The 26,995-nt window shown below is 34.5% G+C and carries 24 protein-coding genes; 6 read left to right on the forward strand and 18 right to left on the reverse strand.

All coding sequences use genetic code 11. The features are described from left to right. The first annotated feature begins 5 nt into the window (after positions 1 to 5). A complete protein-coding gene (locus CRO15_RS08510; protein ID WP_097045372.1) occupies positions 6 to 656 on the forward strand; it encodes a class I SAM-dependent methyltransferase in 651 nt (216 codons plus the stop codon). A gap of 9 nt (positions 657 to 665) precedes the next feature. Here CRO15_RS08510 and CRO15_RS08515 read toward each other — a convergent pair whose 3' ends face one another. Continuing rightward, a complete protein-coding gene (locus tag CRO15_RS08515) occupies positions 666 to 1,289 on the reverse strand; it encodes a hypothetical protein (protein ID WP_097045373.1) in 624 nt (207 codons plus the stop codon). A 199-nt stretch (positions 1,290 to 1,488) separates the two neighbouring features. Here CRO15_RS08515 and CRO15_RS08520 point away from each other — a divergent pair, with 199 nt between their 5' ends. Further along, on the forward strand, positions 1,489 to 2,283 hold the full coding sequence (locus CRO15_RS08520; protein ID WP_097045374.1) for a hypothetical protein: 795 nt from the start codon (positions 1,489 to 1,491) through the stop codon (positions 2,281 to 2,283). 148 nt (positions 2,284 to 2,431) lie between these two features. Next, positions 2,432 to 3,361: a TolB-like translocation protein gene (locus CRO15_RS08525; RefSeq protein WP_097045375.1), complete on the forward strand. Its 930-nt coding sequence runs from the start codon at positions 2,432 to 2,434 to the stop codon at positions 3,359 to 3,361. 836 nt (positions 3,362 to 4,197) lie between these two features. Here CRO15_RS08525 and CRO15_RS08530 read toward each other — a convergent pair. From CRO15_RS08530 to CRO15_RS08550, 5 genes are read right to left on the reverse strand one after another with little or no spacing between them, the layout of a single operon-like run. After that, positions 4,198 to 4,839, reverse strand: coding sequence for a hypothetical protein (locus CRO15_RS08530; protein ID WP_097045376.1), 642 nt, complete (start codon positions 4,837 to 4,839; stop codon positions 4,198 to 4,200). Between the two features lie 9 nt (positions 4,840 to 4,848). Then, a complete protein-coding gene (locus tag CRO15_RS08535; RefSeq protein WP_165769936.1) occupies positions 4,849 to 5,466 on the reverse strand; it encodes a response regulator in 618 nt (205 codons plus the stop codon). Between the two features lies 1 nt (position 5,467). Then, positions 5,468 to 7,618: a sensor histidine kinase gene (locus CRO15_RS08540; protein WP_097045378.1), complete on the reverse strand. Its 2,151-nt coding sequence runs from the start codon at positions 7,616 to 7,618 to the stop codon at positions 5,468 to 5,470. Between the two features lies 1 nt (position 7,619). Next, the gene (locus tag CRO15_RS08545; protein WP_097045379.1) at positions 7,620 to 8,729 is read right to left on the reverse strand and encodes a DNA cytosine methyltransferase; all 1,110 of its coding nucleotides are present in this window, start codon (positions 8,727 to 8,729) and stop codon (positions 7,620 to 7,622) included. A gap of 2 nt (positions 8,730 to 8,731) precedes the next feature. After that, positions 8,732 to 8,950 carry a helix-turn-helix domain-containing protein gene (locus CRO15_RS08550; RefSeq protein WP_097045380.1) on the reverse strand — a complete coding sequence of 73 codons (219 nt, stop codon included), beginning with the start codon at positions 8,948 to 8,950 and terminating at the stop codon, positions 8,732 to 8,734. A 140-nt stretch (positions 8,951 to 9,090) separates the two neighbouring features. On the opposite strand from CRO15_RS08550, the gene CRO15_RS08555 reads away from it, so the two are divergent. Continuing rightward, positions 9,091 to 9,285 carry a hypothetical protein gene (locus CRO15_RS08555; protein WP_097045381.1) on the forward strand — a complete coding sequence of 65 codons (195 nt, stop codon included), beginning with the start codon at positions 9,091 to 9,093 and terminating at the stop codon, positions 9,283 to 9,285. Positions 9,286 to 9,856: 571 nt separating this feature from the next. On the opposite strand, the gene CRO15_RS08565 is transcribed toward CRO15_RS08555, so the two are convergent. Next, positions 9,857 to 11,482, reverse strand: a complete 1,626-nt coding sequence (locus CRO15_RS08565; RefSeq protein ID WP_133067234.1) for a hypothetical protein — start codon at positions 11,480 to 11,482, stop codon at positions 9,857 to 9,859. 643 nt (positions 11,483 to 12,125) lie between these two features. On the opposite strand from CRO15_RS08565, the gene CRO15_RS08575 reads away from it, so the two are divergent. Next, the gene (locus CRO15_RS08575; RefSeq protein ID WP_133067235.1) at positions 12,126 to 13,718 is read left to right on the forward strand and encodes a fibronectin type III domain-containing protein; all 1,593 of its coding nucleotides are present in this window, start codon (positions 12,126 to 12,128) and stop codon (positions 13,716 to 13,718) included. After that, positions 13,699 to 15,387, forward strand: a complete 1,689-nt coding sequence (locus tag CRO15_RS08580; RefSeq protein ID WP_133067236.1) for a hypothetical protein — start codon at positions 13,699 to 13,701, stop codon at positions 15,385 to 15,387. Before CRO15_RS08575 ends, CRO15_RS08580 begins: the two co-directional genes overlap by 20 nt. Before the next feature lie 15 nt (positions 15,388 to 15,402). On the opposite strand, the gene CRO15_RS08585 is transcribed toward CRO15_RS08580, so the two are convergent. The 11 genes from CRO15_RS08585 to CRO15_RS08635 all read right to left on the reverse strand — a co-directional run bounded on the left by CRO15_RS08585 (position 15,403) and on the right by CRO15_RS08635 (position 26,838). After that, positions 15,403 to 15,912: a hypothetical protein gene (locus CRO15_RS08585; protein ID WP_097045387.1), complete on the reverse strand. Its 510-nt coding sequence runs from the start codon at positions 15,910 to 15,912 to the stop codon at positions 15,403 to 15,405. 21 nt (positions 15,913 to 15,933) lie between these two features. Next, positions 15,934 to 16,902 (reverse strand): serine hydrolase domain-containing protein, encoded by a 969-nt coding sequence (locus tag CRO15_RS08590; protein ID WP_097045388.1) that lies wholly within the window; start codon positions 16,900 to 16,902, stop codon positions 15,934 to 15,936. Positions 16,903 to 16,994: 92 nt separating this feature from the next. Next, entirely contained in the window at positions 16,995 to 17,912 is a 918-nt protein-coding gene (locus tag CRO15_RS08595; protein ID WP_207763844.1) for a helix-turn-helix domain-containing protein, read from the reverse strand. Positions 17,913 to 18,235: 323 nt separating this feature from the next. Beyond that, positions 18,236 to 20,443 carry a carbohydrate binding family 9 domain-containing protein gene (locus tag CRO15_RS08600; protein ID WP_243396933.1) on the reverse strand — a complete coding sequence of 736 codons (2,208 nt, stop codon included), beginning with the start codon at positions 20,441 to 20,443 and terminating at the stop codon, positions 18,236 to 18,238. Positions 20,444 to 20,631: 188 nt separating this feature from the next. Further along, positions 20,632 to 21,501 carry an alpha/beta hydrolase gene (locus CRO15_RS08605; RefSeq protein ID WP_097045630.1) on the reverse strand — a complete coding sequence of 290 codons (870 nt, stop codon included), beginning with the start codon at positions 21,499 to 21,501 and terminating at the stop codon, positions 20,632 to 20,634. A gap of 22 nt (positions 21,502 to 21,523) precedes the next feature. After that, complete coding sequence (locus CRO15_RS08610) at positions 21,524 to 22,450, reverse strand: TolB-like translocation protein (RefSeq protein ID WP_207763846.1); 927 nt, start codon at positions 22,448 to 22,450, stop codon at positions 21,524 to 21,526. Beyond that, positions 22,447 to 23,643 (reverse strand): serine hydrolase domain-containing protein, encoded by a 1,197-nt coding sequence (locus CRO15_RS08615; RefSeq protein ID WP_097045390.1) that lies wholly within the window; start codon positions 23,641 to 23,643, stop codon positions 22,447 to 22,449. The genes CRO15_RS08610 and CRO15_RS08615 overlap by 4 nt, the downstream gene beginning before the upstream one ends. A 55-nt stretch (positions 23,644 to 23,698) precedes the next feature. Further along, on the reverse strand, positions 23,699 to 23,923 hold the full coding sequence (locus CRO15_RS08620) for a TolB family protein (protein WP_097045391.1): 225 nt from the start codon (positions 23,921 to 23,923) through the stop codon (positions 23,699 to 23,701). 77 nt (positions 23,924 to 24,000) lie between these two features. Then, positions 24,001 to 24,879 (reverse strand): TolB family protein, encoded by an 879-nt coding sequence (locus CRO15_RS08625; RefSeq protein WP_097045392.1) that lies wholly within the window; start codon positions 24,877 to 24,879, stop codon positions 24,001 to 24,003. Between the two features lie 69 nt (positions 24,880 to 24,948). Then, positions 24,949 to 25,881: a Kelch repeat-containing protein gene (locus CRO15_RS08630; RefSeq protein WP_097045393.1), complete on the reverse strand. Its 933-nt coding sequence runs from the start codon at positions 25,879 to 25,881 to the stop codon at positions 24,949 to 24,951. A 54-nt stretch (positions 25,882 to 25,935) separates the two neighbouring features. Further along, entirely contained in the window at positions 25,936 to 26,838 is a 903-nt protein-coding gene (locus CRO15_RS08635; RefSeq protein ID WP_097045394.1) for a TolB family protein, read from the reverse strand. Positions 26,839 to 26,995 lie beyond the last annotated feature (157 nt).

Below are 26,995 nucleotides of genomic sequence, written 5' to 3' on the forward strand. Positions count from 1 at the left end.
GTTTGATGAAGAGTATTTTTTATAACCTTATCATCCTCTTCTTCTCGGTATCAGGGATACACGCCCAATATACCGAGGAGGATTGGAAGGATAGGGATACTTGGATGAAAACTGCCGACTTACTCAACTTCTCAGGAATAAAGGAAGGGGATAAAGTTGCAGATATTGGATGTCATGAAGGCTACTTGAGCATGCACTTGTCCAAAAGGGTTTTGGAAAATGGAAGGGTATATGCCGTTGACGTCCGTGAAGATCGGTTGAAGACACTTAGGGAGAATGCCAATAGTAGAAATAGAAAAAACATCATTACCATTTTAGGGGATTATGATAATCCAAAATTACCGGAAAGGGAGTTAGACCTGATTTTTATTATTGATACTTATCACGAAATGGAATCCTATGAAAAAATCCTTCAACATGTAAAAAAATCACTAAAACCAAATGGCAAGGTCGTGATTCTTGAAAAGCTAAAAACACATGTAAAAGGTAAATCCAGAGAAGTGCAGATCAGTGCTCATTCTTTGGGGCCAGAATATGTGCGAAAGGAATTAAAACAGGCCGGCTTTACCATAATTTCTGAGATTGAAGATCATGGAAAATGGGAGAGGGAATCAAGTAAACAAATGTGGGTGATTTTGGCTCAAAAACAAAAATGACCAAATTGGTTACTCTTTATCCAATTCCAATAATAATTGGTCATAAGATGCAATCCAACTATACAGTTTTCCTCCCAAACTGATAATAGGATTTGATATGGAATCCATTTGTTTGGGAGATTTTGCCAAAAACTTGCCCAATTGTTCTTTCACCTCAAGTTTTTCAGAGAGCAAAACGTTTCTAAAAACGTAGTTTTTGCTTGTAAGTTGATTTACAATACTATCACATGCTACACAATTGGCAGAAGTATAAATGGTAATCTGCTTTTTGGGGTTGATTTTTGGAGGTGGAATGTCTAAAACTTCAAACTCCTTTTTCAAAGCTCGTTTAGACAAGCTATCATTGACTTTTAGACTTTTTGAATAGACTGGCTTCTTGTCCCTAAACACAATAATGGTTTTTAAATGTACTTTTGAGGTGGCAGGAACTCTTATCAGTCTTGGTTTTGCGGCACTTTGTCTAAAGTTCTTTCCTTTAACTTCAAAAAGAACATCATAATCCGTCCGGGTTTCATTTACGGCATAAAAAGCAATTCTATTATTAGATGTTTTTTCAACAATTTTAATGGGATTCTGCTGTCCATAGGATTGGAAGAAACAATTACAAAACAAAAAAAGTAAAATTCTAATCATAAAATCTTTCTAATGGTCTATTTATAAAAAAGTAAGACAATTCAACAAAAATAGCCATCATAATTAAGATAAGAAGGTATCAAGTCCATAAAAAATACAAATAGGCTGTATACTCTCTTAATCTATAAAGGTTAAAAATTCATACTAAACATTCATATTTTACGTTAGTTTTTGCGACGTAACCCCATAAACAAATACTATGAACAAACTAACTAAAGTAACCTGCAAATTACTTTTACTGTGTGTTTCCGCACTGTGCCTTCAAGCCTGTAGCGAAGATGCGGAGTCTTTGGATAATCAGGAGATCTTGGCGCAAAGTGAACTAAAGACTATTTTGGAAACTGATGAAACGGCGGGTGTTGTAGATAATGCCCTGGCTGAGCTTTTTGCCAATAATGCTTTGGCCGGTAAGAATGCCAATAACTCTAATGAGTGTTATTCTGCTGAGTATTCACAGACTGGTTTTGTGGCCACTTTCAATAATTGTGTGATCAATGGTACAGAAAATATTAACGGTACTTTGACCGTAACTTATGAAGTAGGTAATGAATCCACGGCTTTTACAGCGACGTATACGGATTTTTATGTTGGAACGATTAAAATAAGTGGTACTAGAAAGTATACGGTTACCAGTAGTGTAAATGATAATTCCATTTCTTTTACAGTGATTAGTGATATGTCCGTTGAAATGGAAGACGAAAGTGTTGTCACTGAAAATGGCACAAAGACCTTTAGTTTTGCTTTTGGTGATAATTTGGAAACTTTCACCTTTAGTATAGCTGGTGATTGGACCATAACTGCTGATGGAAATACCTATAGTGTAGAAACCAAAGAAGATCTACAAGGTAGTCTGGCGTGCGAACATTTGGTAGATGGAAGCATGGATGTTTCTAAAAATGGGCTAAAGGTGAACGTGGATTTTGGTGATGGCGAATGTGATGATACGGCCACACTTACATACCCTGATGGTACAAAAGAAGAGATTACATTATAAAATTGCTCCTAAAGTATAGATTTAAACGCTGGTGAAAATCAGCGTTTTTTTGTTTCTAAGCCATACATTTTGTGTTATTTAACAAGATTTCAATTTGGTTTAACAAAGCCTTATCAAAAAAGGGAGAGGTGATTATTATCTTGGGTATATGAGAAACCAAAAAAGAAATACCTACCAAACCCTTTTGTTAGTTACATACTGTTTTATTGTCAATTCTTACGGGCAACAAGGAGATAAGAATAATCCATTTACCAAATATGAAGATGCAAATTCTCCAGTACAATTATTCCCTGGGGAAATATCTGTGGATGCCTTGCAATGGAACAACACATTCACACAGAACAATCAAAAAATATATTATTGCCAGCAGTTACCTACACGTTCAAGATTGGTGGTCCAGGAGTTTGATGGTATGCGCTTTTCAAAACCAGAACCCATTCCGTTTGATACTATTTATAATTATTCGGATCCCTATGTAAATGCAAAAGGTGACCACCTGATTTTTATGTCCAACCTACCATATAAGGTAAATAAGGACAGCCTTACCACAAACTTCCAATTATGGCAGTCGTATAAGTTAGCGAAGGGATGGAGCAAACCAGAAACCGTATTTCTTAATAAAAATGGGATTGGATATCCATGGAGAACACAAGACGGAACGCTTTTTTATGCCATGCAACCTTCAGATGGCACCAGAAATTCTAACATTTATTACGCTCCATATAAGAATGGGGAATATGGGAAGCCGGTTGCACTTCCTGCAAACATAAACTCGGACAAGTTTGAAGGAGATGCCTTTGTTGCACCAAATAAGGAATATCTAATTTTTGCTGGCTTTAATAGAGATGATAATATAGGATTTTCAGACTTGTACATTGCGTTTAACCTTGGCAAGAACAAGTGGAGCAATCCAAGATCTTTGGGAAGAGAAATTAATTCCGATGGATATGATGGAAGTCCGTATGTTACGGAAGATGGTAAATTTCTGATTTTTACCAGTAGTAGGAATAGCAAAGAAGATAATATTTTCTTTAACCATTATATTGTTAGGTTCAATAAGGATAATTACCGGGGATAGGCATATTTTAACATGGATGGTGCTGTTAAACATTCTATTTTACATAATGTAAATTATAGTACAAATATCATATTTCGATTATATATTGTTGTTATGCCATTTGTAAGCTATAATTCCATATTATGTAAAATATCCCAGAAAGTCTTGAACGTACAATAAACTGTTGTACTGGGGTCATTAAACATTAGGCTCTTGGCTTTAGTACTAAATAAGAAACATCTTGCTGTTTGTACTATAATTAGTCGCTATGTAAAATTGCCGCGCCCAACCGCTAGATTGCTTTTTAAAAATTTAAATGCTTTATGGCATTTATTTTTAAACACAATTTGCCACCGCTTGGCCACACCAAAAAAAGCTAAACCTTTTGCTATTAATTATAATTCCCGTATTCGAGGAAAATCCTGCAAAATTTTTTTCTACGACATTCTCGTAAGCTAGCCACAAGAGTATAAAATTTTCCCTGGCTCAAATCTACGCTCTAAAATTTCTATACACTTGTTCTAATTGTGCTTATATTTAAACTTTTAAGTGTTTGCATATCTTTTTGTCTTGATACAAAAAGAAACAAAAAAATCAAGGCTGCATAAACCTTTGGAAACAATGTACGGCTCAATCGCTATATTTTAGAAAACATTGTAACTCATTAAGATTGCTTAGAACTAGCTTAAAAATTCTGTTATTATTAAGAATATGTATTGCTAGCCCTCTAAAATATGTACGCTCATTCACCTATTGTTTTAGCCAAAGTTTTATGAGGCCGTTTTCCCTCCGCATCATCTAGGTAAAAATGCAAGTCTATTTTACATAATGTTTTAAAACTAAACCTTTATGTTCGTTTAAACAGCATCTAATAATTCATTGAATTTTAATTCTTCATTTCCAGAAATTACAAGAGCATTTGAAAGGTCTTGAATTTGAATAGCTGCAAATTGGTCTGTTTCTATTAATTCTTCCCATGCCTCATCATAAGCATCTTTCATACTATTTAATGCTTCAATCGCAGTAATGTCCTCTACATAAAATCGTTCTAAGCCATGAACAGCACAATCAACAAATATTTCTAAAGCTGGGTCTAACGGTCCAACTGTAACAACGTTATCGTCATAACCTATATAAGTAACACAACCATAATTTCTACATAATTCTTCCCCTAAAATATTCCCACTTTGACAAGCCCAAGTATAAAAAAAAGCATTTCTAAAAGAATTCTGATTAACTGTAGTAGAAATATAAGCCTCATTTCTTGATTTAACAATAAGAGCTTCTTCACGACCATGCGAATATGCTATTGAAACAAAAGGATTATCTCCATTTTGATTTGCTATTTCACTAACTCTTAATGGGTTTAATTGTGCTGAATCTAGACATTCCAAATTAAAACCTAAATCGTCTAAAATTTCAACCGTTCTTTCCATACACCTTTCAACAAAATGACCTACTTCCCCATCTTGTTCATCATAACAAATTAATATATTCATATGGAAAAACTATTCTTTAGGAGTTTTTGACATCAACTTAATTGCCATCATTAATATTTTTTCTTCTAACTTACGACTTGTATCATCATTTTGTTGAATAGCTTTTTTAAGTTGGTCTAAACTGTATTGAACTCCATCATTAGTTATAACGAAAGGTTTTTTTCTTCTATCCTTTGATTGAATTTCTATCCAACTGTCTATAGCGTTCATTATACTTCCATTAATATTAATTTCAGCTTTATTTACTTTTTCAATAACTTTTTCTTGCCAGTTTGGATTACCTCTTATTACATAATCAAAAACTCTTAATCCAGGTAATTCAGGAATATTATTAGTTAGAGCATTTCTGGCATCAGAAGGTTCATTAGCAGATAATATAATTACTTCAATTAAAAAGGAGTATTGTCTTATTGCCTTGAGCACATCAAACCCATTAGTGCCATTTCCAAAATCCATATCTAAAACTACAATTGTTTTATGTGAAAAATTGTGGGATATGTATTCAATACCATCATCTGCATCATCAATTAGCTTAACATTATTATATTGTTCTTGTAGTTCTGTAATCAAATAAGATTCCCGTTTGACGTTATCATGAATTACTACTATATCGATATTTGATTTCATTTTATTCATCACTTTTTATAGGTAAACATATTTTTAAAGTAGTCCCACTTGGTTTAAATTCACTATCAATTATCGATACGGTACCCTTCATAGCTTTTATTCTAGTTTGAACAATATAAAGCCCCATGCCTGCTCCCCCATCTTCTTCTGTTGTAGTAAAATAAATATTAAAAACTTTTCTTCTTAGTTTTTCAGGAATACCAGGGCCATTATCAGAAAATAAAATTTCATACATATCTCCTTTTAAACTTCCAGAACATTTTATATGTTTTGGTCCTTTAACAGCCTTTAAGGCCTTCATAGAATTTGAAATTAAGTTTTCAAAAATATCTTCAAAAAACTTGACATTATGAGTGAATACAAAAGAATCTCTAATTTCAATTGTATAATGAATATCCGCTTTAATAAACCTATCGCGATAAGTTTTATTAAATAAATTACCCAAAGTAGCTCCTAAATCAATTTCTTTAAATCCAATATTCGATTTAGCATAACTTAACATAAAATCAATTGCTAAAGCGAGTTTGTTCATTTCTGCTTCAATATGTGAAGCATGTAGTAAATATTGTTCTGAATATTTTGGATTTGGAAAGTACACATTAAAGAACTTTGCACTATCAGCAATATTTGCAACAGCAGTTCTTACAACATGAGATATTTCGGCTGCATATTCTTGTAAAGACATCAAACTCAGGAATAGGTCTCTTTGCTTATTTTGTTCCTTTTCAAGTTCATTGAACTCATTGATACCTCTTTTAATTTGAACTTCAATTTCTCTAACATTTCTTTCTACTAATCCAAGTTCTGATTTTACTTCAGGCGTTGCAATATTCTTAATTGCTTTTATTATTGTACTAGTTTCTTTAAGGTCGTTGCGAGCAATTCTTAAATTAGATTTTGTTTGCTCTCTCTCCTCTCTTTTTTGTGCAGAAAGTCTTTTTTCTAACTCTTCAATTTGATTAATTATAAAGTTTCTTAGCTCTCTATATTCGTCATTATCTACAAAATTTTGTCTATTAGTTGCTTCAATAATCATTGGATTTAGACTATCAGAAATTTCTACAAAACCTAATAAATCTCTTGAACTAATTTTATCGAAAAATCCAGAATATCGTCTTTTATCTATTCCTAAAATATCTCTTTCTTTATCTCTTTCAATAGCATGTTCTGCAAAAGGCGTTGTAATAAGACCGTCCCTATATATTTTTACACCATCTATTATTGCTCCAGCATAACTTCTCTTAAACCTCCTTTTGTCATTTTGATTAAAATAGAATAATCGCATTTTAATTGGCCCCATGCCACCATTATTAGAATCACTAATAGGAACATCTATTATATTCAGATTACCTGTATTTTCATCAAAATGGAGAACTTGCTGAGTTCCTTTTTTTAAATCAAAGCTAATTTCAGTATCCAAAGAAGCAAAACCTATAGAATTATTTTCAACTAATCTATCTTGAAAATCGTCGTACTCATTTGATGATATATATATGTTAAAAGGATATTGAAAAGTTTGTATTGGTGAAATTAATTTAGATAATTCACTGGTTGCTTTTTTTACATCTAGCTCTGACCAAGGGTCAGTAACATTGTATATTTCTATACGTGTGCCTTGCTTAATTGGAGGAACTTCTTCTTCCCAATATTCATTTTCTATATCTGTGAAATATTGAAAGCTATCATCATCGAACTTTAGTTGAAGTTGTTGATTTTCTAACTCTTCATAATCTCGCCAATCAGTTTTTAAACAATGTAATACTTTTGACCCCTTAACTGTAGTTTTTAATATCACATGAGAACCCAATTTATCAACTGCAAACCTGCCAATTCCTTTTTTACCAACTAATTTCCTATTGTAAGGAGAGGGAGACATCCTAGTTTCTCTTTTACTCATGGTACCAATTACCATCCATTTATTCTGCAAATCGGAATAACTCATACCAATACCATCATCCGAAATGATGATTTTACTAATATCTTTTCTTGTATTTACATCGTGAAATTCTACAAATACGTTCTCTGCATTGGCATCATAACTATTTTTAACAATCTCAAAAAGAGCTGTTATTCTATCTGTAATTAATTCTCTACCGAGTAGTCGATATGAACTGATATCAAAATTAAATTTCAAATTTTTGGTTTTCCCCATATTAATTTGACTGTTTAATAATTTGTTCAAATAAAGCTTTTGCTAGTAACGGAGGAACAGCATTACCAATTTGTTGTTGCATATACATTAATGTTCCTTTAAATATAAAATCATCAGGAAAACTTTGCAGTCTAGCTGCTTCTCTCACTGATAAACCTCTATTTTCAAAAGGATGTATTAACATATTTTTTCTATAATTTGAAATTACTACAGATGGTTTTTCCGAATCTAGACGTTTGTAAATACCTGAATGGCAATTATTTTTATCGGCATAATTTTTCATTAATTCGTCTGGAATTGCCTTCCAGTTTTGACCTTGTTTAATATGCCTATACCTTTCTAAAACATAATCTCTATTTTTTGAAACATAGTTTTGTGTTGAAAAGTTAGAATTTGCTCTCATAGCTTCTGCAAACTCATTATTTGCTAAACTCTTATATGGTAACGATTCTAAAAAATCACCATTTTGCAAACTTGGTAAATCCAATATTGCATCTGCGACTGTAAACTTATTGGTCAACGGTTCAGGAAAATTAAATTTTATTCCTTTTTTATTTCCAACCATAAAAAAGCGTTTTCTATCCTGAGGAACACCGTAATCAGATGCCAATAAAACATCAAAATTCACAGTATATCCTAAGTCTTCAAGTCGCTTCTTTAAAATATTGACTACTTTACCTTTCTGAAAACTTCTAAAACCTTCAACATTTTCGAAAACACACCATTGAGGTTCGAGTTCCTCAATAAATCTTAAAAACTCCTCAAATAAACTATTCTTTTCGTTTTTAGAATTTCTGGTAACAGTATTGGATAAAGAAAAACCTTGACAAGGAGGTCCTCCAAATAAAACAAATGGGTTTTTAGAAATTAACTTTGTTGGATTAACTTTTCTTATGTCCTCTACTATAACTTTTGATGATTGATGATTTCTAATAAAAGTATCTGCTGCATATTTATCATTTTCAACAGCAAAAGAAATATTAATTCCAGCCATCTCTGCACCGAGACTCATCCCTCCTGCCCCACTAAAAATATCGCATCCTAGAATATTTCTAGAAGTATCATTTAAGTTAGTACTTAATTGTAATTTATCTTCAATTAAAATATCCATAGTTATTTCTCGACAAGCTTTAATTCTTTGCAGACTTCTTCAAATATTTCACAAGGCTCTACATCAATAGCCAATGCTATTAAATACAATTCGCTAGCTCTAAGTTTTGTCCTTTTATTATTTGACAATTCACTCAATCTCGTTTTACTGATTCCAGTTTTCCGAGATACATCAGACCTGTTTACAGATTTTCTTGATAAATAAAGTCCTAAATCAGTCATTTTTGTCCGTTTTTTAGATTATAAATCTAAAAATTAAGACAGTTTATTCCGATTTTCTAAACAGTTAATTTTTATTTTGTCCGTTTTTTGATATATTTGTTCCGAAAAACGGAATATTTAATCTTAAAAACATATAACTTATGGGTAATTCAAGATATACAAAAGCAGATTTAGAACGTGTTGTTTACACTCAATTAGATAATTTGAATGCCATTCACGATTTACTTAGAGTTATGAAACTTCAAAATGAGCTCATAGAAAACGCGAATAAGAAACTCAAAGATGAGATTATAGATTTCAAAAAGAGGGTTAATTATTCAACATGCAAGAAATAATCCCATTCCATACACATTTTGCCGCTACTCCTCTGCCCTTTCGGCAAAAAGAGTATTCCATTACATTTTTAAAGAAACTTTTAGAAAGAAAAAAATCAAAGAAAATTGGGTTAAAGAACTTCGCTTTTACCAAAGCAAAGTTACATAACGCAGAACATTATAGTACAAATGCTTATGGGTAGCAATTTGCGCATAGCTGTGCTATTTGATATAAAATCAGTTCTAATGCTTTAGCGTTATAACGACACCGATTTTATGTCAAAGCAAATTGCTGATTAAGTTTGTTTCCTTGCCGTATTCGTAAGCTATAATTCTATTATGTAAAATATCCCAGAATATGTAGAACTACTAAAGAAACATCCTGCTGGGGTCATTAAACTTTTTAAGCGGTGTGCTACGCACAGTCTATCATTTGTATCTATAAATTTGCCATTATGTTTAAATGCCTCGCACAATCTACTTAAACAACGAAAAAGGTAATTAATTTAGTCATCGGTTCCATAAAAACCTTCATTTTCAAAAAAGTTACGCAAAACTTAATCCATTCCACTATACTTTTATAAATCAACCTTTAGTTATTCGAGCTAAATAGACTAGAAAGATTTATAGTTTTTGATAGACTTATTGTAATAATTGGAGTTTGGCCTGATGCAAAATACTTACGAACATCTCCACTTAATTTTACTCCATATTTTCTTTCTAGTAGATAAAATTGAGCAACTCCAAAAGTTTTTACCGATGTTGTGTTCAAACGTTCTCGATTACCGGGATTTCCAATACCTAAAATTGGATTAAGGAAAACCTCAATTTCTTTGCTTTGAAAAAACATTGGTAACGTTATACCATAGTGACTATCATAAAATTTAATGGTTCTAGTACTTGAGGCGGCTAGTTTAGCTTGTAAAGTATCGTTTTGAATTAACGAACTTGTAGCTATTTTTTCAGTTCCAAAAGAAAAAAGGTTTTCATTTGACAAATTCGTCGTTTCCGTCCTTTCGATAACTTCTACATGACCTCCCAACATTAATCTGAAATTAAAATTTTTATTCTTTTTTTCTTTTAAAGTAAAGAAAGCCTGAAAGTATAGTCCCAGGTTCTCAATGCTTACATTCGGAACGCTTCTTACCCGATTTCTCTCAAATGCAATTGTATCCGATGTTGTTTGTCCTTCAACAATTTCTAAAACCTCAGCATTTCTGGCATATTCAGCAAGTGTTGAGACACTATTGTTTTTGTAAATGCCTGCTCTAATCCCTATTTTTCCCGCACCTTTGTTTGATAAATCCGGAAGGAAAACATCAATTTCCGAGTAAAAACTATTTGCTTCAAATCTGTCTCGTAGGTCGAAATTAGTTCCTATAAAGAAATTATATCGATTACTTCCAAATGAAGTTGTAAGTATAGAATCCTTAAAACTGATTTTTTTTGTTTTTCGTTCTTTTGAAACATGCGCTTTTATTGTAGAAGCATGTTTCACATCAATAAGTTCTAGTTCCACTTTATCATTTTCTAATAAGCTATCCATTGATTGTCCAAAAGAGGTATCTTCATTCTTTAAAAATTTGATGAGGAATTTTCCCTTAGTGGTCATATCACGAATTGGAATAGTATCTGTTTTGGGGCTGACCAATAGTTTACTATTGATTCCGTTAATTTTCATAATCAACTTTACACTATCATTTTTTTTGGGTGCAATAGTGGAAGATTCAACGGTATACGGTAAATAAAGCTTGCCTTGAGTAGGCCTTTTAATACTAGTGGTTTCATGAATCTTTTTGAATTGAAATGTAGTTTCACGAGGCTTTTTGAAAACAATAGTATGAGTAGATTCTGTTAGATTGACATTTTGATTCTTGTTATTTAGAGATAATCTCAAGGTAAGATGATTAATTTTTGATGCTTCTTTCTTGTTTATCGGAATCTGAACAATTTCTTCATTCTTGGAACCATTAATCATAATATCAATTCCTTTTGATGAAGTTTTTGGGTATAACAATATATCCTTTTTTTCATCTGTATATATTGTCAAACTGAATGGCAGTATTTTTTCCTTAGTCTCATTTTTGACAATTAATTTCATTAATAGATAATCTTCAGCAAAGTCATAAACCTGATTTGGTTTTTCAAACTTAACTATCGTTTGTCCTTCTAGACTAATACAACATAAAATAAAAAAAAGGCATGTAAAAGTTTTCATTTGTTCTAATATTGGATGATCGATTATTTATTGCCTACTGCAATCGTTTGGCTACTAGTTCTTCTAAACCAGATGATTTTACGGGGGAGTTAAGTAGTAGGAAGTCAATAACTTGGAGCATTTCAATATATAAAATGAAAACAAAAAATCGTTGCAGAAAAACCTTAGAAATTCTAGGGATTTTCTCCAATTTTGGGTGTTTTTTCTTAGTTTTTATTCACAAAAAAGGTTTTAACCCATTCCATACACTTTCACCTCCCCCACTCTCCTACTCCGCTCAAAGAGCTTCGAAGGATTCGTTTGCGGTTTGGCAAAACAGTATTCCATTGCCTTCTTAAAGGAGTTTTTAGAAGAAATTTTTAAGGAAATGTGGTACAAAATTGGCCAGTGCACCACCTCGCTCCTACTTCAAAAGGTCTACACCTTTTTCATTCGGCCGTACCAAAGTTCAAATTACATAACACAAGAACATTACAGTACAAGTGCCAATAAGTAACGTAACCCAGAAAAAATACCTACTGACGAAAACCCTTTTATATATTTTTTAATTTAGAAGACAAGAACTAAATTACACGCTAAAACTGGCAATTATCTGGTTAATTGTTGGTTTTAGCACCCTGTTAACCAAACTAACGCAGCACTAGTGATTATCCAAAGGAAAAATTTCATCCCATTTTATCTAGCTTTTTTTATGGTCGTTTTGGGTTGCAGCGAAAATACCCAAGAAAACGAACCTACAACTATTGTGGAAGTTCCTTCAAATTTTGAAGTTAAAGTTGAATCTTCAAATTATAACAGTGCTCATATAAGTTGGAGCGAATCATTTGACCCTCAGAATCAGTCGGTGACCTATGACCTTTATTTTGAAAATGAGCTGGTGCAAAGTGATCTATCAGTTCGTACTTATGAGTTTACAGAGTTAGAGGCTTCCACCACCTATTCTGGACGTGTAGATGCCAAAGATACGGAGGGTAATATCACATCGGCCCAGTTTTCCTTTGCAAGTACAGCGAACCAAGCTCCTTTGGCGTTTGAGCTTGTATCTATAACCGCTGATAATGTCTCTGCAGTTATTAAATGGACCAAAGCTATAGATCCTGAAGAGGAAGAAGTAAAATACACAATTTCATTGGAGGGGGAAATATTGGGAAGTGATCATGCAGGAGAAACCTTTCAGGTTTCGGGTTTAAAAGCAGCTACGGAATATACTATGCAAATTGTGGCCTCAGATAGTAATGATAATCAAACTAACCTTGATTTTACCTTTTCCACTGCCAACGGAATCTACGAGGGTGATGTAAGGTTGTCTACCCAACGGTCCATTGAGGAGTTTGGGGGTGAGGGTTATGTCCAAATTACCGGGAACCTTAGTATTTCAGGTTTAGGTGGTTCCTCCAATATTTCGGATTTGTCACCCCTGGGTACTCTTAAAGAAATCAATGGTTATGTTGATATCAATTTTATGCGAAATCTCATAGATCTTTCTGGTCTTACTATCGAAAAAATAGGAAAGAGCCTAAGAATCAACAATAATTATTCAATAGAAAGTCTGAAAGGATTAGATAATCTTAAGATAGTGCTGGGCACTTTTGAGCTGGATGCCAATAGCGAACTAAAATTGATTGAGCATCTTGACAATTTGGAAATCATTGGAAACTATCTAAGTATAAAATCCAATTATAAGGTTACCCAAGTTTCAGGCTTTAATAAACTAAGCCTAGCGGGCGGTGTTGATTTTTTCAACAATGTAATTCTAGAGCAAATAAGTGGGTTTCAGCAATTAATCAATTTAGAAGATGACCTAAGATTTAAAGATAATTTTGAGCTCCACACCATAGACGCTTTTCATAATTTACAAAGTGTAGGAAGGTTTTATGTGCTGAATACCAAAGTTGTTGATATTGATATGTTTTCTTCCTTAATAAAAGTACGTGGTGTTTTGGCTATTGGTTCTAACTCAGAACTTGAGCATATAGACGGATTGGCCGCTCTTGAGGAAATTACATACGGGAATCTTGAGATATCCAGCAATCCTAAAATTACAAACCTGAATGCTTTTGAAAATTTACATACGATTGGAGCTACCCTGAGTATTGGAAGCAATACCCTACTTTCTGATTTTTGTGGCCTTACCAATGCCATGCAAGGGTTTGTGCCTTCTGCCATTTACCGTATCGTCAACAATCAATACAACCCTACCATAGAACAAATAGCCAATGGACAGTGTAAACCTTAAAAGAGGATTCGAACTTTTTTTAATCGCCTCTACCCTACTGTTATCATGCTCCGATTCGGGGAATGAGGAACCTGTAAGTGCAAAAAACCAAGCGCCTTCCAGCTTTACAATTAATATTTCGGGTGTACAGCAAAAGTCTGCGGATTTAAATTGGACCAAATCAACAGACCCGGAAGGGAGTACCGTATTTTATGACCTGTTCCTAGATGGTGAAAAGCTGGTGGACAATACGCGGGAACTTAGCTACAGTTTTTCCAATCTTAATGAAGCTAGTGAATATAAAGGGAAAGTGGTCGCTTCAGACCCAGAAGGGAATGAAGTATCCCAGGAGTTTGGTTTTACGACTTTGGAAAACGGGACTCCTTCGGCTTTTAATGTGCAAGTAGACCCAGGGAATCATACTTATTCAAGGGCAAAATGGACTGAATCAAAAGACCCAGAGAGCTCTGAAGTAGTTTATAAAGTTGCTCTGAACGGTTCTATCCTTGTCGAAGATCATAGAAACTTGGAATTTCTTTTACCAGAATTGAAGGGATTAACCAATTATACCTTAGTGGTAACAGCTTCGGATGAGGATGGAAATTCTTCTTCTGCCGAACTGAGTTGGACCACTCTGACCAAGGTATTTGAAAATGACATAAGATTTGAAAATCAAATGGAATTGGATGAGTTTGGCGAAAAAGGCTATAACCGTATTGAAGGAGATATTTACATAGGTTCCAACTTGAACCTCACCGATATTAACGATTTGACTCCTTTATCCTCAATATCCTATATCAGGGGCAATCTTAGTGTTTATAGAACCAGATGCCAAAACCTTAATGGATTGGAAAATATTAGTGATCATTGGATTTTTACTGAAATAAAGATTGTTGACAATCAAGAGTTACTCAATATTGATGGACTCTCCGGATTTGTGAGGCCTTATTACATTTATATCAACTATAACTCAAAATTGCAGAATATAGATGGCTTATCTAATGTGACCGGAACCCAAAAGGAATGTACTATTTCGGCTAATGATGGATTGGTTGACATTAAAGGTTTACGAAACCTTAAGTATACTCCAGAAGTAGAAATTTCCAATAACGACAAGATTTCCGATTTGAGTGGGCTTGAAAATCTTGTTTCCGTTACCCAAGGTGTTTACATTTTTCAGAACGAGCAATTGGTATCCGCCAAGGGTCTTGATAATTTAAAAATAGGAGGCTCCGTAAATTTTGACAGGAATCCCAATTTAACATCAATAAGTGATCTGACCAGTCTAGAGTCAGTACGATCATTTGAAATAACGGGGAGTCCCTTATTGGAAAGCCTTACTGGCCTTGAAAACTTGCGTGAAGTAACAGATGCGTTACGATTAAGCGGAAACAAAGGGCTAAAGTCATTGGAAGGAATAGAGAAAGTAGAATTTAAAAATAATAGTAGGAACTATTATCATTTGGCCATTACAGACAGTCCGCTCATAACAAATTTGGATCCATTGATAAATTATAGCATACCATCTGGCAACATCAATATTAGAGAGAACACCAGCCTTACCGACCTATGCGGAATTACACAACTTGCCATCGATTTCAATGATGAAATAGGGGATAATTTTTCCATCCGTGATAACTTGTACAATCCAAGTCTACAGGATATTGTTGATGGCAATTGTTCGCAATAACACCAATAACTTTCCCTAACCTTTATTTATGGTATAGGTTGCACTACCAAATTTAAAATATTCGCCTTTATTTAAAATGAAATCTTCAACGGTTACATTGTCACTATCCCTTTGGTGATGATATACAGTTTTACCTTGCTCTGTATCTTCATTTCCCCATAAAATGGTCATTGTGTTTTTGTCTATGGTACCCCTTAGCGGAAAAGAAATGCCTCTGCTGTCAAACCAATGCCCCCTAACATCCATTTCATTCACAATTTGATAATAAGCAGTTGCCATAAATATAATCTCATTATTGTCTTCTAATTTTTGATTATTCTGAAATTGAAGTTTAATAAATTTTCCTTCCCATAATCTTTCCCAATTCATTATAAATGTTGCATCCTTTCCCATCAAAATACCATTACCTGTCCATTCTTTATCAATTAATGGTGTAAAAAAGGAATGTTCTTTTGGATTGGTTTCTTGGGCAGATAGCAAAAGAGGAACAAAGGTCAATAGCAGAACTGATATAATATGTTTCATATTCAAGGTTATTATTATTATTTATAGTTTAGTTATCAATTTTACAAAATCAGTAAAGAAATCGGCAGGGTAATTAAAGTTTTCATGATCAGCGCATCGGACAGCAACGATTCCTTTGTTGGGTATGATTACTAAATAATTACCCCTGTACCCATCCGCATAATATACCTCAACATCTTCGGTATTGTTTTTTAAATAGCGCCACCAAAGTAGACCGAACCTTGGGTCAAACTCTTGCCCTTGCTTAAAGGATTCTTCAATCCACGATTCGCTAATTAAACGTTTATTATTATACATTCCTTTATTCAGTATCAATTCACCAAATTTTATAAAGTCTGATGGTTTGATGACAAAAGCCCCATGTGCCGTTGGATTTCCAGATTCATCTTGTACCCACCCATAGTTTGCAATGTTCATAGCCTTATAAAATTCATCAATAAAGAAATAATCAAAACGTTTACCGGATGTTTTTTCAACAATACCTCCTAACAAAGCTACGGCCTTGTTATTATAATCAAATTTTTTACCTGGCACGCTAGAAAGTTCGGCTGCAAGTGCCAACTTAACTACATTTTTTACTTTGTAAGTAGGTGCCGGTTCTAATTCTATACTTGCATTTGGATAGTTTTGCAGGCCTGAAGTATGATTTAAAAGCATGCGGATTGTTACCTGCTGTTTCTTTCCTTGCTTCCATTCTGGAAAAAACGAATAAACCGGTTGATCCAAGGAATCTATCAATTTATGATCCATAAGTTTCCCTATGGCGAGACTTACCAATGATTTTCCAGCTGAAGCTATGTATATTGGTTTTTCTTTTTTTTCAAAATAATCTTCATATACAATTTTACCATCCTTGATTATGATCACAGCATCGGAGTGAGTTTCTTTGGCTTGTAGTTTAATTTCATCTAAAACACTCCCATTGATATTTTGAGAGTAAACTCCATTGAAGTTAATAACCAATAGTAAGGTTAAAATAGATAAGCGCATAAGTTCATAATTGATTTATCACAAACCTATAAACACTGTTGATCATTCCAGATGTTTATGTATTACATTGGATCTTCTGTAATGCATTTACGCTATTTTAATTGATTCAAATACTCCTGTGGAGATTTTTTCTCTATTCTTTTAAAGATCCTATAAAAAGACACATAGTTTTTGAATCCAGATTCACAAACAATGTAATCCAGTGAATATTCTTTGTGGGCCCCATCCTTCAATTTTTCCATTACCACTTCAAGACGGTATTCATTTATGTAGTCATAGAAATTTTTTCCAAAACCTTTATTTATGACCATAGAGAGATTAGATCTATTCCAGCTTATCAAATTTGCTAAGGTTTGCAAGTTTAAATATTGATTTAGATAGGGTTGGTTATTAACCATGAAGGTTGTCAATTCAGATTTTAATACTTCTAGTTTTTCCAAATTAATACCGCTAATCTGTTTTGGTTGAATTTTAAGCTCATTGGTAATACTGAAAGTTCTCATCTTAAGCATGGAGAAGAGTACAAAATGAGGTATTAAAGAAAAAATTATAAAAAGAAGCTTATCAATAATCAAAGTCTCAAAACTGAAATATTGGATGGATAATGAAATGGGAATAACAATGATAAGAATGCTTGAAAAATATATCAACTTATTTGAAAACAACTGAAGCTCAACGTCATTATTTGATAATGTGCTCAACAAATTAACTTTATGTTGCCTGTTTACCATAAATGTTTTCATAGCATAAAAAGTAGCAAACAGAAAATAGATCAGAACAATCCACACAGGATCATTTATTCCTTCCCTATTGTACATCGCTAGCTTATCCACACTGTCCATTCTAATTGTTGGTAAAAGCATGAAAAAAATTAAAATGGGGATGATAAAATGATAGAGCCAATTGGTTTTCTTATTGTTCAATCTATTTTGAAAAATATATAGCAATGGAAGAATGAAAAAGAACAACGGACTTGTGGCAAAAAGTAATTCAGGGTAATTAGTTTCCAAACCTGAAAATCTTAAGATTCTTTCAAAGAGAATTAACCCAACCGACACTAAGAAAAGTATAATCCAAATTGATGTTTTTGGTTTGTTCAAATTTCTTTTTGCCACTAAAACAATAATTGCAACAACAGTATTAAAAACACCACTAAATATTAATAGAGAAGACCAATCGAAAGATAGCATAGGTTGTTATTGGATACAACCCAAAATAACCTTTTTTTGATTAAAATCAATTCCCCTAAACTCCTTTGCACCACTATTTTTTGTTTTGTACAAATAGTAATTTATTTTAAAGCCATGCTTTACTTTCAAAATTGTTGGCGTTGCTACCAATTAAACCAATGTGTGAACTTTAAGGTAAGGGACCAACTTTTTCCAATATTAGGATCTAACAGTTGGGTATTTGTATATACCAAGAACAAATCCGAAGCTGGTTTGTACCTCCATTGAAAACGGGAGTTGAGATTGAAATTCTTTGATTGCTCATTATACTGGAACAAAGTGGCAAAAAACAATTTATTGGTAAAGGTGATATCTACCTCAGAACCTATCAACCAAAATTCAGTATCGTTCCAGGGAGCAGGTAAGCTTATATGGTTATAGCTCAGATTTGCATTTAAACTTACATAGGGTTGAAAGCGATATCCTAGCTCTCCATTTAAATTAATGCGTTTACCACCCAAGTAGTAACCACCGTAATGTCCACCTGCTGTATATGTGAACATGCTTTGAGGTTTAGAATTGTAACTAAAACGTAAGGCATTCCAATGGTGTTTGGTGCCTGTTGCCAAAGAATCCTTACCTGATCGTGTAGGATCAAAAGGGGCCAACAATTCAACATACTCATTCACAAGGCCTATTTCAAAACTGCTGCGGTTTCTGAAACTTAGTAGGTATTCCAGTTCGTTCAAATTATCGGTCCGTTCAAGTCTTTTATTTAAAAAATAGCTACTAATCAATTTTGGACCATGACTCAACACTTTACTTTCCGTATTTCTGGGAAAAAATGTGCGTCCTACAAAAGAATTTATATTAACATAATCCTTACGAGGTACAAACCCCACTTCAGCCGTATAATTATCAGCTACTGATTGTTCTTGTATTCCCCAGTTCCATTTGCGGCTTTTGTATTCCAAATGAGCAGCTTGTGTTACTCCATTTCCATTAATTTGGCTAGGTGAAAAAGATTTGAGCACAAAGGCCTTGCCAGTCCATAGGTTGTTGGAAGAGGCCAAATTGTACTCTATACCCAAATTACGATTGAACTTAGGAAATAAGGTTCGTAAAGAATCCGTATCCTGAGGATAGCGAAGCGATTCCTTATCCACAAACATCAACCCAATACTGGACCGACTGAACACTTTACGTTGCAAGGAGAATACGGCAAAATTCTGGTTTGGGCGTCCAATGTTGTCCACACTGGCGGTTTGCATATCCATTACACCCAAACGCCATTTTTCGTTTAAATTACCACTTAATCTTGCTCCCGCCCGTATGGGTACACCCAACCCAATTCTTCGGGAAAAAAAAGGGCGAATTGTGGGATATCCAAAATTGGCGAACAAATCTCCATTTTCTAAAAAAAACTGTCTTTTTTCAGGAAAAAACAGTTCAAATCTGTCCAAATTGGTGACTTGGCGATCAACCTCTACCTGCGAAAAATCTGGATTAACGGTCAAATCTAGGTTAAGGGAAGAACTAAGACTTATTTTTACATCTCCCCCTACCCTTTTTTGAAAGGTATTTTTCTCATCAAAATCTTGGTTAAACCCTCCCAATACATATGGGATTACTGAAATATTAGTTTTTGGCGCAGGCGGGGGTGCATCCCAAATCAAAACACCAGTATAGGCCAAGGATGCTGTTGGGAATTGCCTAGGTATGGGTGTCCAACTGGATTTTTCACTGGATTTGAGGTCCAACCTACTAAAATTGATGCCCCATTCCGTTACGCCACCCTTATACCGAATGGATTTAAAGGGAATAGCCATTTCTACCACCCATTTATCTGGATCTTGTTTGACTTTGGAAACCCATTTGGTATCCCAATTCAAATCTACTTTTCCTCCTCCGTACATGGTACCGTCCCATTGTGCTCCAGCAGCATTGGAGCCAAAAGAAAATCCTGTAGTCTGATTGTTGAATGGGTCTATGAATAATAAAAAATTGTCATTTTTTCCAAAGGAAAAATCTCGCCTTAGTGATTCTACATAATACTCATCGGGAACGCTATTAAAAAAAATGGCGGCCAAGTAAATATTTTTATCATCATAGGTCATCCTTATCTCGGAAGTTTCATTTGCCCTTCCTGTATCCATGGGCAAAACCATAAAAAAATCATCGGCCACATCGGTTTCCTGCCAGGCTTGTTCGTCCACTACCCCATCAATAAAAATTGGCTGACCCGTTTTTCGAATATGATATTGGAAGCCTTCGTTCTTTTTTTGGGCATTGCCCAAAAAGCTCCCAAAGCCCATAGCAAAAAGCAGAATGATAATATTCCGGGAATAGTAGAAAATGTTGTTGAATACCATGGTTAACAGATTTTGAAAATACTATTTTCAAAATATAGTCCAATCACTTTTTATCTGAACGACATAGTATTGCTCATAAAGAACGTATTTGGGTTTTATATATAAGTTAAACTATTGATTTTATTCAATCTACACTATAACCACATGAAACATGAAGTTGTACAAATTGATTCCAATCTATTATAGAATTAATCCTTGATCTGTAACAACCAAACCACACTGCGCAAAACTGTCAAGGGAAAGGCTGTTTGATGGGTACCTTCAATCACTTCACGGTGCAACACTAAATGCCCATCATTGTTATTTTTTAGGATGGCTATAAATTCTCCAGCATTTTCTCCCAATTCCTTTTCTAAGGAACCATATGAAAGAAAGACGTTCGTTTTCGATACCTTATGGTTTGTAATTGGCTTTGAGTCAAGTTTAGAGAGCATTGGAATATCACCTTCCAAAGCAGGGCTTCCAAGAATATAGTTTTTAAAGGTATCCGGTCTAGCCTGTAATATGTAAGCACCAAATAAACCCCCAAGTGAGTATCCAAAATAAGTACGATTGTTTGGGTCTGTGCGGTACGTTTTATCAACATAGGTAATGACATCATTGCGAAAAAAATCCAGATGATTATTGGCTTGGCCTAATTGAAATTTTTTTTGAATTTCCGGATTGCTGTGTTTGTTTATGGAGTAATCACGAAACCTGCTCACATGCGCTCCTCTTTCGTTTTTTAGGTCTTCATTGATATCTAATTGCCAGGAAATTCCAACTAGAATAATATCTTCTAACATGTATTCTGTAGTACCAGACAGCATTTCGAGATGCCACATGGCGTCTGTCGTATAAAGCACAGGGTATTTGGGGTTTGTGTCTTTCGAATACCCTTCAGGTAACTTTATATAGAGCTCGTATTGCCTATCAGCTTGCGTATCCTTTAATGGAATTACCTGTATTCGTGGCAACACTAAATTAGACGGTTCTAATTTTACTGAGCTATTTTCTTGAGCAAATACCGTGCTTAACGATACAAGGCAAATCAATAATGATAATTTAATAGTTTTCATATTTTCTACCTTTTGACATGAATTATTGCTTTGGTCTAAGATTCTCAATAATTTGAGCATCTACCCAGAATATATCGACATCTTCGTATTTATCTGTTGGTTTTATTTTACCCACATCTCTATTGAAGATTATATATTTTCCATCTGGAGTAACAATCGCACCAAATTCTGAAGTTTCGGTGTTGATTTTGTCTCCCAGGTTAATGGCTTCACCCCAAGAACCATCCAGCTGTCTAAAACTTACATAAATATCAGCCTTACCGTAACCGCTATCTCTTCTGCCATCCCAAAGAAGATAAGATTCATCTGGCGCAATGAATGGATGAGCATTAAATTTTCCGGTATTAATTTCTTTACCAAACGGTTTTGGTTCCTTACGTTTTCCATCAACTAATCTTGAATAACGAAGGAGACCTTCACCCATTGAATCAAAAACATAGGTTCCTTTCGATGAAGTTGTAAGTAGCATGATTGGGAAGTCTTTAAATGGAGCGCCAAGGCTTTTTATCTCTGACCAATCACCAGTTTCTGTACGTTCCTTATATCTAGTGCCCAAATGCATGGTCTTCCCGTCGGGAGAGATAAAAGGTTCACCCACTCTTGGTGAAACTACTGATTTGTGCCACTGGTCATTCTTGTTTTGAATAACAACAAATTCCATTTTTTTATCCTCATCAGTTTCTCCAACCTCTCTGATGAAATAAAATTCTTTTAGATCGGGTGTGAATACACCAAATGTTTGCCAATCTTTTGTAGAAACAATTCCTGGAGCAAAAACTTCTGGAATTAAGCCTGGTGGTTTTTGACCAAGATAGGGGCTTGCTTTAGTTGACGTTCTACTATGTTTCAAGTTCTGTTTTTTGGGATTGCAAGCATTTAAGAATAGTGCCCCAATGAACATTAAAATAAGATATATACTTCTCATTAATCCAATTTTGATTTTTATCACTTAAGAAAAGCTGGCAAAATTTCCTCTGCTGTCATTCTCAGAGTGCTGGGATAGCGATTATTATGACCAGTAGTCACAACTACCAGATCAAGGTCTTTAATTAAAATGATGAACTGGCCACCACCACCTTGAGCTGACGTGCTGAAATAGCTTTTATTGCCAACTTTCAGATCTGCGTTCCAACATAAATAACCGTATCCTTCATTAGAGACGCCTATAGAACCACCATAGTAGACAGCATTATCACCGGTATCGACAAGCTTGCTGGTCGCTTTTGCAATAAATGCCTCCGGAATCAGTTGTTCACCTTTCCACTTACCTTTATTCATGGCCAATATTCCAATTTTGACCATATCTCGGGATGTTATACTTATTTTCCACCCGGATTGCGGTAGTCCGCTAGGGGCAGTCTGCCAATCATAGTTAACGATACCCATTTTGTCGAGAAATTCATTTTTTATAAAATCTTTAGCCGTCCCAGGCACGACAGCATCAATTACTTGCATCACTAATGCAGGTCCGGCACTATAACGAAACACCTTTGATTCTGGAGTGATAGGGTCACTATACTCAAAAAGTGCTTGAACTTCTCCCTGGCCTTTTAATTTTACTGGATTTTTTTGCATTTTTTCACGATTTTCATCGCTGACGTGAATACCTGTGGTCATGGTTAATGCCTGATGTAATGTTGTTTTCTCCACATCTTCAATAAATTTTGACGGATCCAAATCTTTCAAGAAACTGCCCAAAGGCTTGTCCAAATCAGCCATAGTTAAATAACCTAGCTGGATTGCACGGCCAAGTAAAAGACCTGTATACGTTTTTGTTGCGGATGCTTGTGGATGAGCTAAGTTGATGCGACCACGTGTATAATAAGATTCAAACAAGAGTTTTCCCTTATGAGCAATCAGAAAGCTGTCATAATTACCATATAGATTTATAGCAATGTGTCTAGCCAGCCTAAGAATCATCTCTTTATCCCCCCCATCAACGCCTAACTCTCCCACGGGAATGCCATCATTTTTATCTATTGGTGCTGCTTCCATGTATGCTTTTGTGAGTTTAGGAATATCCCAGAACGATCCTTTGACTTCGGCAGCTGTAGCTTCCGGTGCGCGATGACCATTTTGTTGTGCAAAGACAGTGTTACACGAGAGAAAAATTATGAGTATTAGAAATTGGGTAGTTCTCATTTTCTATTTTATTTAATGGTTATTACGTTTGAAATTTCCAAGCGTTGAGATAACTTCATTTTTTGAGGTGTCCATTAACTATTTTTAGCCATGCAGGACTTGTAGCATTAGATATTTTTTTTACTGAAGAACCATCCTTGTTCATAATGTAAATACCTTTTTCTCCATCCCTAAGTGATGAAAAAATTAGTTGAGGACCATTAGGGGGCCATGATGGATACCAATCATCAAAATCATTATTTGCTAATCGTTTTTGATTAGACCCATCTATAGATTTCATATTTCCAGTTCATATCAAAATAAAAGCTATTTGCTTGTCATTAGGTGAAATCGTAGGGCTTCATTGTTTGGTCCTGGCTAACGCAGAAATGTCGCTTTTCTACCATGAGAGAGAATCTTTTTTACTGAAGAACCATCCTTATTCATAATATAAATATGTGATTTTTTATCATCGTCGGTTGATGAAAAAATTATTTTAGAACCGTCAGGGGACCAGGATGGGTGCCAATTACCAACATTATTAAATGTTAATCGTTTTTGATTAGAACCATCAATATTCATCACATAAATTTCAAAATTTCCATCTCTATTAGACATGAAAACGATTTGCTTACCATCAGTAGAAACCTCAGGATGCCATTCTTCAGCTTCATTATCTGTCAAATGGATAATGTTGGTACCATCAATATCTGCTATGCTTATCTCACCTTTTTTATCTTTGTATTCTGAAGTAAATACTATTCTTCCATCTGGAGTAAAATAAGGGTTACTGCCTTTCAGTGATTCTATTTGAGTCCTTTCGCTACCATCTTGATTCATAACCCAAATTTCTGCCTGCCAAACGTCTTCCGAATCTTTATATTCTCTTGCAAAAGCAATTTTTTTTCCATCGGGAGTCCATTCAGGAGCACTATCCCATTTGTTTTTTGCATGAGTTAATCGTTTGCTATTTGTACCATCACTGTTCATTGTATGAATAGACCAAGTCTTTCCGTCATCATGATATACTCGAAAAGCAAATGTTTTTCCATCAGGAGACAACGCTAAGTAATCACCCTTCGTATTTATACTTTTAATATTTGATTTACCTTCTTTATCGCTTGAATAAATTTTTGCTACTCCCTTTGAAGTATAGGCAATTGTATAAGATGTTGATTTAGATTTGTCACTTTCCTGACAATGAGTACTAAAACAAAATAGAAAAGTTAAAAGAAATACGATTTTTACTTGTTTCAAATTCTTTTTTTTAGTTGATTATCAAAATTTTATCTTTTTATAACAGACTTCTTTGTCATTTGCTGGTTCTTAATCTACCAATGTTCCTGCGTATACAGTATCATACTTGTTGTAATCAGTATCATTCCCTCCAATCATATAAATCTTATCATTGAATGTGGTAATACCCCCTATTTGTATTGGTTTGGGTAAATTGGTTGATTTAATCCATGTATCGTTAGTTGTATCATAGATATATACACTCGAAACAGCTTTTTCGTCTTTATTCTGCCCACCGGGAAAAATAATTCTATCCTTTATTACCGCACTCCCAAGCAAAATAGAAATCCACACAGGACAATTCTTTTTTGTTTCCCATGTATCAGAAAGTGTATCATACATCCATAAAGCATTGCCACAAAGCACATAAATATTATTCCCAACAGCAGAAATTATTGGATCTCCATAAGGCATGGGTAGAGGGGATAAGGTTTGCCATGAGTTTGATTTTGGATTATAAACTTCGTTATTTTCGGTTTTTACAATTTTATTCGTCCTGCTAGACTTAGTTATACCGCCCATAACGTAGATTTTATCATTAACTACGCATGAAGTGTTGTGTTGTCTTCCTGTTGGCATTGGTGCCAATGCTTTCCACGTGTTGTTTAAAGGGTTGTAGGCTTCTAGTCTGTCTAGTGGTCCCTCTGGTCCTCCTGCTCCTCCAATAGCATAAATTAATCCATCTATTTCCACTAAATTCACATTCCATCCTCGAGTAATCATATTTGTTGTTTTCCTCCATGTATCCTCAGCAATATTATATTCATAAACTCCTGAAACTTTAGAATGTGCCTCCATAAAATAGATATTATTATTGCAGCTTACTGCTGCTCCTCTCATAGGCTGTGGAAGCTTTGCCTTTTCCTTCCATTCTATTTTTTGAGCATATACTCCTGAAAAAATAAATCCTATTAATATAAATAAAACAACCCTGCTTTTTTTAATAGTTGTTTTGTTTTTCATGATTTTTATTATTTACAAATGTTTGTTAACTATTATCTTCTATATGTTGCGTCCCTATCTGGGTTTGAGGTTCTCGATAATCTGGGCATCTACCCAATATATATCTACATTTTCATACTTGTCTGAACCTACGTTCCTATTGAAGAGTATGTATTTTCCATCTGGGGTAACACTGGCGTAGGCATCCCATTTATCTGAGTTTACATTGTCTCCCATGTTAATGGCAGGACCCCATGAATTGTCTTTTTGGCGGAAACTGATATAAAGATCGGAACCTCCGTAACCACCCTCTCGCTCGCTATCCCAAATAAGATAGCTTTCATCTGGTGCGATAAAAGGATGGGCTGTCCATTTACCAGTATTCACCATTGGTCCCATCTTTTTTGGTGCTTGGCGCGTTCCATTTTTGATTGTGGATATGCGAATCACGTCTCCACTTTTATAATCGTCAAAAACATAAGTGCTTTTAGCTGATGCTGTCAGGCGCATAATACCCCAGTCTTCACGTTCAAACATGGGATCAAGACTTTTACGCTCTGACCAACCATCTCCAATACGGTCCTTGTACCCTTCTGCCATATGCATACGTTTACCATCAGGTGAAAAACCAATTTCACCATTACGCTTGAATTCAATGTATTTCTTCCACACATTGTTCTGCTGTCTAAAGCCAATAACGGTGATGGGAGCTCCTTTACCATTGCGCGTGGTAAAATAAAATTCTTTCATGCCGGGAGCAAAGACACCCTCAATTTCCCAACCTTCTTTGGAAATGATTCCCGGTGCAAATGGTTCTGCAATCATTCCAGGTGGTTCTTGTCCCATGTATGGCCCTTCTATAAGCGGAAAATTGAAATCACTTTCCGTAATTTCTTGAGCAAAAATTGTATTATACAACAAAAGGGTCGTTACAATTAAAAATTTGGTGGTTCTCGTTTTCTTTTTTACTGATTGCATGTTAAAATTGAAATTTTCAGGTAACCAAAAAGTATCATTTAAGTTGTTCCTTATCAATGGGTTTTTAACCCTTCAGGTTATACTCAATTATCATACAAAAGATGTATTTTTCCCCTTGGTATTCAATCAAAATCTTGCCAACAGCTCTATACTCTTA

Origin of the sequence: Flagellimonas pacifica (assembly GCF_900215465.1) — a bacterium.
GTDB lineage: Bacteria > Bacteroidota > Bacteroidia > Flavobacteriales > Flavobacteriaceae > Flagellimonas > Flagellimonas pacifica.